Source organism: Deltaproteobacteria bacterium (assembly GCA_011375175.1).
Taxonomy (GTDB): Bacteria; Desulfobacterota; GWC2-55-46; order GWC2-55-46; family DRME01; genus DRME01.
Map to the genome: position 1 here is coordinate 1 of DRME01000079.1, position 12,575 is coordinate 12,575.

General features: G+C 64.2%; 11 protein-coding genes. 9 read left to right on the forward strand and 2 right to left on the reverse strand.

Annotated features, from left to right (window positions below; genetic code table 11):
- Nucleotides 1–279 precede the first annotated feature (279 nt).
- The 7 genes from fusA to arcC all read left to right on the forward strand — a co-directional run bounded on the left by fusA (nt 280) and on the right by arcC (nt 9,587).
- Entirely contained in the window at nt 280–2,364 is a 2,085-nt protein-coding gene (gene fusA / locus ENJ37_06975; GenBank protein ID HHL40230.1) for an elongation factor G, read from the forward strand.
- A gap of 512 nt (nt 2,365–2,876) precedes the next feature.
- The gene (locus ENJ37_06980) at nt 2,877–3,701 is read left to right on the forward strand and encodes a HEAT repeat domain-containing protein (protein HHL40231.1); all 825 of its coding nucleotides are present in this window, start codon (nt 2,877–2,879) and stop codon (nt 3,699–3,701) included.
- Nucleotides 3,682–4,566 (forward strand): deoxyribonuclease IV, encoded by an 885-nt coding sequence (locus ENJ37_06985; protein ID HHL40232.1) that lies wholly within the window; start codon nt 3,682–3,684, stop codon nt 4,564–4,566. Before ENJ37_06980 ends, ENJ37_06985 begins: the two co-directional genes overlap by 20 nt.
- The gene (gene trkA, locus ENJ37_06990; protein HHL40233.1) at nt 4,563–5,927 is read left to right on the forward strand and encodes a Trk system potassium transporter TrkA; all 1,365 of its coding nucleotides are present in this window, start codon (nt 4,563–4,565) and stop codon (nt 5,925–5,927) included. Before ENJ37_06985 ends, trkA begins: the two co-directional genes overlap by 4 nt.
- 143 nt (nt 5,928–6,070) lie before the next feature.
- Nucleotides 6,071–7,456, forward strand: coding sequence for a TrkH family potassium uptake protein (locus ENJ37_06995; protein ID HHL40234.1), 1,386 nt, complete (start codon nt 6,071–6,073; stop codon nt 7,454–7,456).
- A 60-nt stretch (nt 7,457–7,516) separates the two neighbouring features.
- Complete coding sequence (trxB, locus tag ENJ37_07000) at nt 7,517–8,425, forward strand: thioredoxin-disulfide reductase (protein ID HHL40235.1); 909 nt, start codon at nt 7,517–7,519, stop codon at nt 8,423–8,425.
- A gap of 226 nt (nt 8,426–8,651) precedes the next feature.
- Nucleotides 8,652–9,587: a carbamate kinase gene (arcC, locus tag ENJ37_07005; GenBank protein ID HHL40236.1), complete on the forward strand. Its 936-nt coding sequence runs from the start codon at nt 8,652–8,654 to the stop codon at nt 9,585–9,587.
- 180 nt (nt 9,588–9,767) lie between these two features.
- Here arcC and thiD read toward each other — a convergent pair whose 3' ends face one another.
- A complete protein-coding gene (gene thiD / locus ENJ37_07010; GenBank protein HHL40237.1) occupies nt 9,768–10,538 on the reverse strand; it encodes a bifunctional hydroxymethylpyrimidine kinase/phosphomethylpyrimidine kinase in 771 nt (256 codons plus the stop codon).
- Complete coding sequence (locus ENJ37_07015; GenBank protein ID HHL40238.1) at nt 10,538–11,149, reverse strand: DUF445 family protein; 612 nt, start codon at nt 11,147–11,149, stop codon at nt 10,538–10,540. The genes thiD and ENJ37_07015 overlap by 1 nt, the downstream gene beginning before the upstream one ends.
- A 582-nt stretch (nt 11,150–11,731) precedes the next feature.
- Here ENJ37_07015 and ENJ37_07020 point away from each other — a divergent pair.
- Nucleotides 11,732–11,986, forward strand: a complete 255-nt coding sequence (locus ENJ37_07020; GenBank protein ID HHL40239.1) for a hypothetical protein — start codon at nt 11,732–11,734, stop codon at nt 11,984–11,986.
- A 4-nt stretch (nt 11,987–11,990) separates the two neighbouring features.
- On the forward strand, nt 11,991–12,377 hold the full coding sequence (locus ENJ37_07025; GenBank protein ID HHL40240.1) for a hypothetical protein: 387 nt from the start codon (nt 11,991–11,993) through the stop codon (nt 12,375–12,377).
- Nucleotides 12,378–12,575: the final 198 nt, after the last annotated feature.

Here is a 12,575-nt window from a genome sequence, read left to right on the forward strand (position 1 = left end):
TGCACTGAGGGAACCTTTTTGTAAAAAGGTTCCCTCAGACTCCCTCCAAAAACTTTTAACGCCCTGCGGATCATCCCGATTTTGCAAGCAAAATCGGGATGATCCGCAGGGAATTAAAAGTCTTTGAAGGGGGTCTGGGGGAAACGTGGGCCTATGGCCCTTCTACAGAAAGTTTCCCCCAGAGTAATTAATCAGGGTTTCCTTCGCATTGATCTCAGGAAAGGTCCGGCGTGGGGGCGTCGGGACCGAAGGAGGTGCAAGGTGGGCATACCGGTCGACATGAAGCGTAACGTTGCGATCATCGCGCACGGCGGCGCAGGCAAGACAACGCTCTCCGAGGCCATGCTCTTCAACGCCGGGGCCACGTCGCGGCTGGGGCGGGTGGACGACGGCAACTCGGTCATGGACTTCGAGCCCGAGGAGCACAGGCGCAGGATATCCATCTCGGCCGCCGTCCACCACTACGACTGGAAGAGCCACCGCGTCAACATCATAGACACCCCCGGATACTCGAACTTCCTCACCGAGACGAGAAACGCCCTCAACGTCGTGGGCGGCTGCGTCGTCATCCTGAGCGGCATATCGGGCGTGAAGGTCCAGACCGAGATGGTCTGGGGCTACGCCAACGAGTTCGAGGTGGCCAGGATCGCCTTCGTCAACAAGATGGACCGCGAGAGGGCCAACTTCCTCAGGGCCGTGGACGACATGGAGAAGGTGCTCGGCACAAAGGGCGTGCCCATCCAGATACCGCTTGCCCAGGGACCGGACTTCAACGGCGTCGTCGACCTCATCTCCATGAAGGCCTACGTCTACAAGGACGACTCTTCCGGCGGCTTCGAGGTCGCGGCCGTGCCCGACTCCCTCGCCTCCGAGGCGGCGGAGCTGCGCGAGGCCATGGTGGAAACGCTGGTGGAGACCGACGACGCGCTGACGGAGAAGTACCTCGAAGGGGGCGAGATAACGGAAGACGAGTTGCGCTCGGCCCTGCGCGAAGGCGTCATGACCCGGCGCTTCACGCCGGTGCTCTGCGGCTCGGCCTACAGGAACATGGCCGTGAACCTGCTGATGGACACCATCAACCTCGCCCTCCCCTCCCCGCTCTGCAAAGGCGTAACGAGAGGAGTCACCAAGGGCGCGGACCCGGTCAGCGGCGAAGAGAAGAGCCGCGGGCCCGACCCGGACGGACCCTTTTCGGCGAGGGTCTTCAAGACCCTCATCGACCCCTACAGCGGCAAGCTCTCCATATTCAGGATATACTCGGGCACCGTGACGGGAGACTCGACGGTTCTCAACTCGACCACGGGCGCCAGGGAGAAGCTCGGCCACCTCTTCCTTCTCGAGGGCAAGGGCACAAGGGAGGTGCCCGGGGCCGAGGCCGGCGACATAGTGGCCGTCGCAAAACTCAAGGACACCCACACGGGCGACACCCTCTGCGACGAAAAGGACCCCATCGTATTCCCGCCGCTTCCCCACGACAACGCCTCGCTCTCCTACGCCATAAGCCCGAAGACCAAGGGCGACGAGGAAAAACTGCCCGTGGCGCTCGCCAAGCTCATGGAGGAGGACCCGAGTCTCGAGCTCCGGCGCGACGAACAGACCAGCGAGTTCATCCTCTCGGGCGTGGGCCAGGTCCACCTCGAGGTGGCGGTGGAGAAACTCAAGCGCAAGTACGGCTGCGAGGTGGAACTCAAGGCCCCGCGGGTGCCGTACAAGGAGACCATCCGCTCGAGCGTCCAGGTCCAGGGCAAGTACAAGAAGCAGTCGGGCGGGCGCGGCCAGTACGGAGACACGTGGATCGAGGTGAGCCCCCTGCCCAGGGGCGCGGGCTTCGAGTTCGTCGACAACATAGTGGGCGGCGTCATTCCACGCCAGTACATACCGGCCGTGGAAAAGGGCGTGCGCGAGGCCATGGAGAGCGGCGTGCTCGCCGGCTATCCGGTGGTGGACGTGAAGGTCAGGCTCTACGACGGCTCCCACCACTCGGTCGACTCCTCGGAGATGGCCTTCAAGATAGCGGCCTCCATGGGCTTCAAGAAGGCCATGGAGAAGGCCGGGGCCGTGCTTCTCGAACCGGTCATGCAGATGGAGATAAGCGTGCCCGACGAGAACATGGGCGACGTCATAGGGGATCTCAACTCGCGGCGCGGCAAGATCCTCGGCGTCGAGCCCAAGAGCGGGAGCCAGGTCATAAAGGCCCTTGTGCCCCTTGCCGAGATCATCACCTACGCCACGGACCTCAAGGGCATGACCGGAGACCGTGGCATGTACTCCATGGAGTTCTCCCACTACGAGGAGGTGCCCACCCATCTGAGCAGAAAGATAATCGAGCAGGCCCGGCAGGAGCGCGACGAGGCGAAGGCTTAGGGAGACTCCGACTATAATTAAGGAAGCTCTGATTTATTACACTGGGGGAAACTTTCTGTAGAAGGGCCATAGGCCCACGTTTCCCCTCTGCCCCATCGTATGTTATTCGGATCTTCGGCTGTACCGGGGGTTCGGCCCGCGCCAGGCGGGATTTTTACGCCTTTGCGGCCCGAACCCCCGGCACAGCCCCTCCGAGGCAGCCGCCGCGGGCAGGACGCCCACTTCAAAGACTTTTAATTCCCTGCGGATCACCCCGATTTTGCAAGCAAAATCGGGATGACTCGCAGGGCGTTAAAAGTTTTTGGAGGGAGTATGAGGGAACCTCAGGGGCTGGGAAGCCCCTGTCAACCCTTTACGGCCCGCGGGCTGTCGGGCCGCAAAGGCGTAAAAATCCCGCCTGGCGCGGGCCGACAGCCAAGGGCCGTTTCTTCTTCGTAAAAAGGTTCCCTCAGTGCAATAAACCGGAGTTTGCCCGGCAGCGGCGCCGGCAGGCGCCCGGAAGGTTTTCCCCGATGATGAAGATAAGCAGGACCCTCTTGCCTTACGTCTCCAGGGATACGCCGCGCAACGAGCGCCTCAGGGCGGCCAGGGCGCTCGTGCCCATGAGCCTCGAGGAGAGGCTCACGGCGCTGTGCGTCCTCGCCCGCGACGGCGACGACGAGGTGAGACGCGAGGCGCGCAACACGCTGGCCGCCGTGCCGGAGGCCGTGCTCGCCTCGGCGCTCGAGGACGGAGGGCTCGATCCCGAGGTGGCGTCGATGCTGAGAGAGCTCCACGGCGGGCTTGCCGCCGGCGGCGCCGCGGCGCCCGGGGGGCCGGCGGACGGGACGCCGGGACGGGGGGAGAAGGCCGGCGACGCCGGGAAGGGCGGAAGCGACGCTCCCAGGGAGCTCACCCTCCAGAAGGAGCACCTCTCCGACGAAGAGCTTCGCAACGTCTACAAGCTCGTGGGCTCTCTCTCCATGGCCGAGAAGATAAAGCTCGCCATGACGGGCAACAAGGAGGCGAGAGAGCTTCTCATAAAGGACTCGAACAAGATGGTGGCGCTGAGCGTGCTCAAGAACCCCCGCATAACCGACCAGGAGATACTGAGGGTGGCGTCCGACAAGAGCGCTTCCGACGACGTGCTCAGGGCCATCGCAAGGACCAAGGAGTGGCTCAAGAGCTACCCCATAAAACACGCGCTGGTGCTCAATCCCAAGACACCGCCGCATATAGCCATGAAGCTTGTGGACCACCTCTACGAGAAGGACCTTGCCAAGCTCGCCAAGAGCCGCAACGTGCCTGGCATAGTGGCGGCTACGGCGAGGAGGAGGCTTGAGGCGAAGAAGCACTGAGGCGCCGCTCGGCGTCCATGTATCCATAGCCGGCGGCGTCCACAGGGCCGTGGAGAGGGCGGAGGGGCTCGGCTGCGACGCCTTCCAGCTCTTCGGCCGCAACCCCAGGGCCTGGACCTTCGGCGAGCCGCCGCAAGAGGAGATCGCGGCCTTCAGGGAGGCCCGCGCCAGAGGGGGCCTCAGGGTGGCGGCCCTGCACACCTCCTACCTCATAAACCTCTGCTCACCGGAGCAGACCTTCTTCGAGCGTTCGGCAAGGCTCCTGGCAAGCGAGCTCGGGACGGCGGCCGCCCTGGGCTGCGAGTTCGTGGTCACTCACCTGGGAAGCCACAAGGGGGCGGGCGTCGATTTCGCCGTCGGGCGCTGTGTGGAGGCCGTAAGGCGCGCAGTCGACGCGGCAGGCGACGGCGGCGCCGGGGGGCCGCTGCTGCTCGTGGAGAACACGGCGGGCTCGGGCACGCAGATGGGCGGGCCGCTGCGCGAGATCGGACGGGTCATCGAGGAGCTCGAGAGGGTCGGTGTGGAGGCGGGCCTCTGTCTCGACACCTGCCACGCCTGGGCGGCGGGCTATCCCCTGAAGACGGGCGAAGACGCCGAGAGGCTGGCCGGCGAGATAGAGGCGGCCATGGGGCTTGAAAGGGTGGCGCTCGCGCACCTCAACGACTCGAAGGGGGAACTCGGCTCCCGCCTCGACCGCCACGAACACATAGGCAGGGGCGCCATCGGCGAAGAAGGGCTGCGCGCCTTCCTCGAACATCCCTTCTTCGGCGGAGTGCCGCTGGTGCTGGAGACGCCGAAGAAGGACGAAGACGACGACAGGCGCAACCTCGAAACCGTAAGGGAGTTGCGCGGGAGACGGTCATGAGGGTCATCATAATAGGGGCGGGCGTTGTCGGCTACACAATAGCCAAAAAGCTCTCGCTCGAGGGCCAGGACGTGGTCCTCATCGAGAAGGACGAGAAACGTGTGAGGGAGATACAGGAGAGTCTCGACGCCCGCATAGTCCAGGGCAGCGGATCGAGCCCCAGGGTGCTCGTGGACGCCGGGATCGAGCGGGCCGAGATGGTCATCGCCGTCACCGACAGCGACGAGGTGAACATGATCGCAAGCCTCATCGCCGGCACCCAGACGCGGGTGCCCAAGATGATAGCCCGCATCAGAAACCCCGAGTACACGAGCTACACCAAGATCTTCGAGCGCGAGTACCTGGGGCTCGACCTCAACATAAACCCCGAGAAGGTGGCGGCCGAGAGGGTGCTGCGCATCATAGAGTTCCCCGGCGCCGTCGACGTGGTCGACTTCGTGGACGGCCGCCTCAAGCTCGTGGGCTGCCGCATCTCCGAGCGGTGGGAGCACCCGGACAAGACGCTGCGCGAGCTCAACGCCATCGGCCCGGAGGAGAAGATCCGCGTCGTGGCCGTCTACCGGGGAAGCGAGACCATAATTCCAAGGGGCGATACGGTGCTCATGCCCGGCGACCTCGTCTTCTCGGTGGCCTACGCCGACGAGGCTCACGGCCTTCTCGACATACTGGGCGCCTCGGGAAAGAACGGCCACAAGCTCTTCATCGTCGGCGGGGGTGACGTGGGCTACTATATCGCCGCCGCCATGGAGTCCACGGGTTACCAGGTCAAGATAGTGGAGCGCGACGAGCGCAGGTGCGCCTTCCTGGCCGAGAACCTCGACAGGACCATAGTCATCGCCGGCGACGGCACGGACCAGGACCTGCTCATGGAGGAGAACGTCTCCGATGCGAGCACCTTCATAGCCGTGACAAACGACGAGGAGGCCAACATCCTGACCTCCCTTCTCGCCAAGCGCCTGGGAAGCAGACGGTGCATAACGCTCATAGACAAGCCCGAGTACCTCTCCATGGTATCGACCATCGGCATCGACGTGGCCGTCTCGCCCAGGCTCTGCTCGGTGAGCGGCATACTCCAGTACGTGCGCCGCGGCAAGATACTCTCGGTCACGGCCCTCATGGAAGAGCGCGTCGAGGCCATCGAGACGGTGGCCATGGAGACTTCCGACATCGTGGGCAGACCCATAAGGGAGATAAGGTTCCCGCGGGGCGCCATAATCGGCGCCGTCGTGCGCGACGACGAGATAATCATGCCAGGCGGCGACACGGTCATAGCACCGGGGGACAAGGTCGTCATCTTCGCCCTGAGAAAGACCATAGCCAAGGTCGAAAAGATGCTCATGGTCAAGCCGGAGTTCTTTTAGGGAAACCCTGATTTGTTGCGCCGGGGAAAGCTTTCGGAGACGGCGGCGGGCTTTCCGGGGCGGCATGCCGGCGTCGGTGATCGATGAGACTTCGCGTAGTGCTTTACATAGTGGGCGTCATAAACATCTTCGTCGCCCTGGCCATGCTTGCGCCGCTCCTTGTGGCCGTCGTCTACAACGACGGCGACGCTCAGGCCTTCGTCAAGTCCTGCGTCGTCTCCGGCGCGCTCGGCGCGGCGCTCTTTGTCGCCTTCAGGGGGGGGCCGGTCGAGGTGGGTCACCGCGAGGGCTTCGTCATAGTGGCGCTCTCGTGGATAAGCACCGTGCTGGTGAGCTCGCTGCCCTTCGTCTTCTCCGGCGTCTTCCCCAGCTTCGTCGATTCGCTCTTCGAGACCACCTCGGGGATCACCACGACCGGGGCCTCGGTGGTGAGCCACATCGAGGGGCTTCCCCACGGCATCCTCTTCTGGCGGAGCATGACGCACTGGCTCGGCGGCATAGGGATAGTCGTACTGAGTCTCGCCGTCCTGCCCCTTCTGGGCATCGGCGGCATGCAGCTCTACAAGAGCGAGGCCAGCGTCGTCTCGGCCGAGAAGTTCGCCCCCAGGGTGAAGGAGATGGCCCGCATAATAGTGATCGTCTACCTCGTCCTCTCCTTTGCGCTCCTCGTCTTCCTCGTCATGGCCGGCATGGGCATCTTCGACGCCTTCATACACACCTTCGGCACCATAGCAACGGGCGGCTACTCGGACAAGAACATAAGCGTGGAGTACTTCAACAACCCCCACATAGAGGCCGTCATCATCGTCTTCATGGTCGTCGGCGCCACCAACTTCTCGCTCCACTACCGCTTCTTCCACGAGGGCTACCGCGTCTACACGAGGGACGACGAGTTCAGGTTCTACGTCACGGTCATGGCCGTGGCCACCCTCGTCGTCACCTTCGACATCGCCGGCGCGCGCTTCGAGGGCTTTTTCACGGCCCTGCGCCACGGCCTCTTCCAGGTGGTCTCCATAATGACGACCACGGGCTACAGCACCGACGACTTCGGCTCCTGGCCCTTCCTCTCGCAGATGGTCCTCTTCTCGCTCATGTTCTTCGGCGGCTCGGCGGGCTCCACCACCGGCGCCATAAAGTGCATACGGCTCGTGCTGCTCGTCAAGATCGGCTACCGTGAGATTTACAGGCTCATACACCCCCACGCCGTGGCGCCGGTCAAGCTGGGCGGCAAGGTCATCCCGCCCGAGGTGGTGAGCGCCGTCATGGGCTTCACCTTCCTCTACATAACGGTCTTCATGGTGACATCGCTTCTGCTCACGGCCCTGGGCCTTGACATCCTGACGGCCATATCGTCGTCGGCCGCCACGCTCGGCAACATCGGCCCCGGCCTTGCGGCCGCGGGGCCGGCCTCGAACTACGCAGCCGTGCCGGAGCCGGGCAAGTGGCTGCTCATATTCAACATGCTGCTCGGAAGGCTCGAGCTCTACACGCTGCTCGTCCTCCTGGCCCCGGCCTTCTGGAGGGGATGAGCCCGGTGCCCGGGGCTTCCCGGCCGCGCAAGCACAAAACACAGGGAGGGGTAGTGCGCAATGTATGATCTCGTAATCATCGGCGGCGGGCCCGCCGGGCTCACGGCCGGCATTTACGCCCAGAGGGCGAGACTCAGGACCCTGCTCGTCGAGAAGGAGTTCGTCGGAGGCCAGATAGCGGTGAGCGACGTCATCGAGAATTACCCGGGTTTTCCGTCCATAAGCGGCGCGGGCCTCATGGAGAAGTTCGAGGCCCACGCCAAGGGCCTCGGTCTCGAGATAAGGTTCGCCGCCGTGGAGCGCATGGAGGAAGACGGCGATGCGAAGGTCCTCCACACCTCGGAGGGCGAGCTGCGCTCAAAGGCCGTCATCGTGGCGACCGGCGCCAAGCCCCGAAGACTCGGCGTGCCGGGAGAGCGCGAGTTCACCGGCAAGGGCGTGTCCTACTGCGCCACCTGCGACGGTCCCTTCTTCCGGGACCGCCGCGTCATGGTCGTCGGCGGAGGCGATACGGCCGTAAAGGAGGCCGTCTACCTCTCGAAGATCGCCGCAAAGGTCTATATCGTCCACCGCCGCGACGCGCTGCGCGCCGAGAAGATAATCCAGGAAAAGGCCATGGCGGCGGAGAACATCGAGATACTCTGGAGCCACGTGCTGCGCGAGGTCAAGGGCGACGGCACGGGCGTTTCCGGCGCCGTCGTCGAGGACCTCAAGAGCTCGCAGAGACGGGAGATACCCCTCCACGGCGTCTTCGTCTTCGTTGGCATAAACCCGACGACCGACTTCATCGACGTGGAGAAGGACGACCGCGGCTTCATCGTCACGGACCGCAACCTCGAGACCTCGCGCAAGGGTGTCTTCGCCGCCGGCGACTGCCGCGACACGCCGCTTCTGCAGGTCTCGACGGCCGTGGGCGACGGCGCCCTCGCCGCCTTCGCGGCCGGGGCCTACATCGAGTCTCTGCGATGAAGAAGGCCTGAGGGAGCCCTCCCGTAAAAGAGAGCCCGCTCCCGCAGCCTGCGCGGCGGTCCCCGTGAGGTTCGGGCCGCAAGGGCGTGAAAATCCCGCCCGGCGCGGCCCGAACCTCACGGGGACCGCCGCATATGCGGACAACATGCAAGTGGCTGACGCGGGTCCGGGGCCCTTGCGCGGAGGGTTTCCACCGAGGCAACCGAATCGGACGAGCTTGGCGGATATGGAGAGGATAGTGGTATCGCTCGGCGGCAACGCCATTGTCCGCCGCGGCGAGCGCGGGACCATAGACGAGCAGTTCGAGAACGCCAGGGTCTCCATGTCCTTTGTGGCCCGCATGGCGGGCGGCGGACGCAGCGTCGTCATAACGCACGGCAACGGTCCCATCGTCGGCAACATCGTGCTCCGCGTCGAGTGCGCGAAGCGTGAAGTGCCCCCCATGCCGCTCTACATCTGCGACGCCGACAGCGAGGGGGGCATAGGTTTCGTCATCCAGCAGACGCTCCACAACGAGCTCAGAACCCGCCACCACCTCGAGGACGTGGTGACCGTCGTCACCCAGGTCGTCGTGGACCGCGACGACCGGGCCTTTGCCGAACCGACAAAGCCCATAGGCCCCTACTACGACGAGCGCGAGGCCGGGAGACTGGAGCGGGAGAGGGGATGGGTCATGGCCGAGGTCGCCGGCGGCGGCTTCAGGAGGCTCGTCCCCTCGCCCGCGCCGCTTCGCATCGTCGAGACGGCGGTCATAGAGAAGCTCGCATCCCTCGGCGTCATCGTCATCGCCGCCGGAGGCGGAGGCGTGCCCGTCGTCGAGGAGGGCGGCCTTCTCCGCGGCGTCGAAGCCGTGGTGGACAAGGACCTCGCTACGAGCGTACTCGCCGTGGAGCTCGGGGCCTCCCGCATAGTCACACTCACCGAGGTGGACGCCGTCTATCTCGACTTCGGAAAGCCCTCGCAGCTTCCGGTGAGGACCATGACGGCCGCCGAGGCCCGCCGCTTTACGGCCGAGGGCCATTTTGCGCCGGGCTCCATGAGACCCAAGGTGGAGGCGGCCGTGCGCTTTGTCGAGGCCACGGGAGGCGATGTGATCATAACGGCGCCGGAGCTCGTGGAAGAGGCCGTGGAGGGCCGGGCCGGCACAAGGATCGTCGCGTAAGGGAAGCCCCCCTTGTTCCGGTTGGTCCCGTGGAGGCCCGGCCAGCGCCGGACGGGGGTTTACGCCCTTGCGGGCCGGGTCTCCACGGGACCGCTTCACATACGCGCGACATAGAGGGGGAATCCGGGATAGACGCTGTCCTGCGGTCCTCTTTCGGAAGGTTGCCCGCAGGGGGACTGCTCAGGGCTTCCCGGCCCTTTGCACTCCGGCGATGAGCGCTTCCACGTAGGCCTTGGCGTCGGCTACGGCCTCCTCGAGGCTGCGGCCCCTTGCAAGTCCGGCGGCCACGGCCGAAGCGAGGCGACAGCCCGTGCCCCGCATCGAGCCCTTCACCCTCCTTCCCTCGAACCTGACCGTCCCGCCTGCGCGGCAGAGTACGTCCACGGGGTCTCCGTCGCCAAGGTGACCTCCCTTGACGAGCACCGCCGGCGCGCCGAGCCGCATTATCCTGCGGCCCGCCTCCTCCATCTCCTCCACCGTGCCGACCTCCATCCGCGCAAGTCTCGCCGCCTCGTCGAGGTTGGGCGTCACAAGGGCCGTGAGGGGGAATATCCTCACCGTCTCCTCCACGGCCTCGGGCTCGGCGAGGGGGCCGCCGCTTGTGGAGCGGAACACGGGGTCGAGGACGACCCTTTCAAGCCCCTTGCTCTCTATTATCCGGCGCACGGCGGCCGCCGCGTCGGCCCTTGCGAGCATGCCGATCTTCACGGCGTCCACATGGAACTCCTCGAGGAGCGCCTCGAACTGGGCCTCGATCAAGGCCGCCGGCACGGGCTCGACGGCGGTGAGGCGCGTCGAGTTCTGCGCCGTAAGGGCCGTCACGACCGTGAGGGCGCGGACGCCGAACCCATCGAGGGCGGCCATGTCGGCCTGTATGCCAGCACCGCACGACGGGTCGGAGCCTCCCGCGGCGAGAACGGTCGGGGTCCCTTCGGCCGCGCCGCGCCGCATCAAAAGAATCTCTCCGCGGCGTAGAAGAAGGCCGACTGGAAAAGACCGATTACGAAACCCATGACCGCGCCGAGCCTCTCGATATAGCGCAGCTCCTTTGCGATGAAGTCGGTCAGAAGGCCCTCGAAGCGCCTTACGTCGAGGGCGTCGATGCGGGAGACGAGCATGTCCTTTATGTCGATGTTGTCCCTTATCCTGGCGGCCAGTCCCCGCTTCTTGGCATCGACCTGGCGCAGTATCTCGCGGGTGAGCAGGTACTTGGTATGGTACTTGACGTTGTCGGAGACGACGCCGATGACGGGTATGGAGCGCAGCCTGCGCGAGCCGAGCCTGTGCTCCACCACGTCCTCCACCATCTTCTCCACCTCGCGCTTCCAGTCCACCGACCCCAGCAGCGAGACGATGTCATCGGAGCTGAGCAGCTCGTTCTCGATGGAGCTTGCGATGCTGCGCGCTATCTCCTTTCTTCTCTTGGGGATGGCGCCCTGGAGCCTCACTCCCAGCACGTTCACCTCGTCGTGGGGCCGGAAGAGCAGCTTAATGGCCACGTAGTTGGTCAGCCAGCCGATGACGGCGCCTGTTATGGGAGGAAGAACGAGCCTGTAGTCCATGTCGGGAGCAAGGCGGTAAAGGGAAGCTCCGATTAATTGCCCTGGGGGAATTTTCTGGTAGAAGGGCCACAGGCCCGCGTTTCCCCCTGCCCCATCGCATGTTGTCCGGGTCTTCGGCTGTACCGGGGGGTCGGCCCGCGCCAGGCGGGATTTTTACGCCTTTGCGGCCCGAACCCCCGGTACAGCCCCCCAGAGGCAGCCGGCGCGGGCAGCCTGGGGGAAACTTTCTGAAGAAAGTTCCCCCCAGACCCCCTTCAAAGACTTTCAATACGAGTTGGTTTCCCCCTGTTTTGCCAGGCAAAACAGGGGGAAACCAACTCGCGTTGAAAGTTTTTGGAGGGAGTCTGAGGGAACCTTTTTACAAAAAGGTTCCCTCAGGGCAGTAAATCAGGGTTTCCCTGTTTTTTAACACAGCGGCGGGACTTTTACAAGGTCCAGCGGCCTCTGTGGCTATACTCACACCGTCACGACGGCGGGGAAGCGGCCTTAGCCGGATTGCTCTTGTTGACAGTCGGAGGTTTTTTATCTATATAATAGCTTGCACGGGAGGGGACCGCTCGGACAAGTGGCATGGAGGGCGCCGTGGAACGCAGGAGATCGGACTATCTCGCCATATCGCTCGGCACCGTTGTGCTTCTGGCCGGGCTTGTGACGGCCATCTTCCCTGTGATAAATTACAAGCGCGTCAAGGCGGTCAACGTGGGCGGGGCCCGTATCGAGAGGTCGGTGACCGAGACCATCAGGGTGCCGCGTCTCGTCTCCTTTGCCGCCGTGGCCGCCGGCTCGGCCCTCCTCTTCATCGGGGGGCGTTACGGAAGGAGAAAGGGGGGACCATAGGGATATGATGGACAGAGCGCTGGTAAGGCTTACCGCCGTGGCCGCGGCGGCGGCATTCTTCATAGTGGCCGCTCTGCCCTCGAGAGGGCTCGCCTACATGGCGGCGGTGGACGCCCTGTCGTCGGCGAGGGAGGCCGATATGCGCACAGTCGAGAGGGTCATCGAGGCCGAGGCCGTGGCCGCCAGGCTCAGGGCGCTGGGGCTCTCGGCCGACGACGTGCGCGGGCGTCTCGCCGCCCTCAGCGACGCCGAGCTCCACGCCTTCGCCTCCGATCTCGACAGCCTCTCTCCGGGGGCGGGGTTCCTCAGTGTGGTGGCGGCCATCCTCATCATGGCCATAGTCGTGCTTCTCGTGCTCAAGGTGACGGGCCACAAGATAGTCATACGTTAGGGAAACTCCGATTAAGGAAACTCTGATTAATTACCCTGAGGGAACCTTTTTGTAAGGTAATACCTAACGATTCCGGACCAAAAGTTGTTGTATTTCGTTATAGCCGGTACGCTTTAACAGCCTGTAAATCAAGGGGAAAATGTCCTCGTCTCTGTGGTTGAAGCGGAACGAGATTTCTCCGAGAAAAAGATGGAAAAA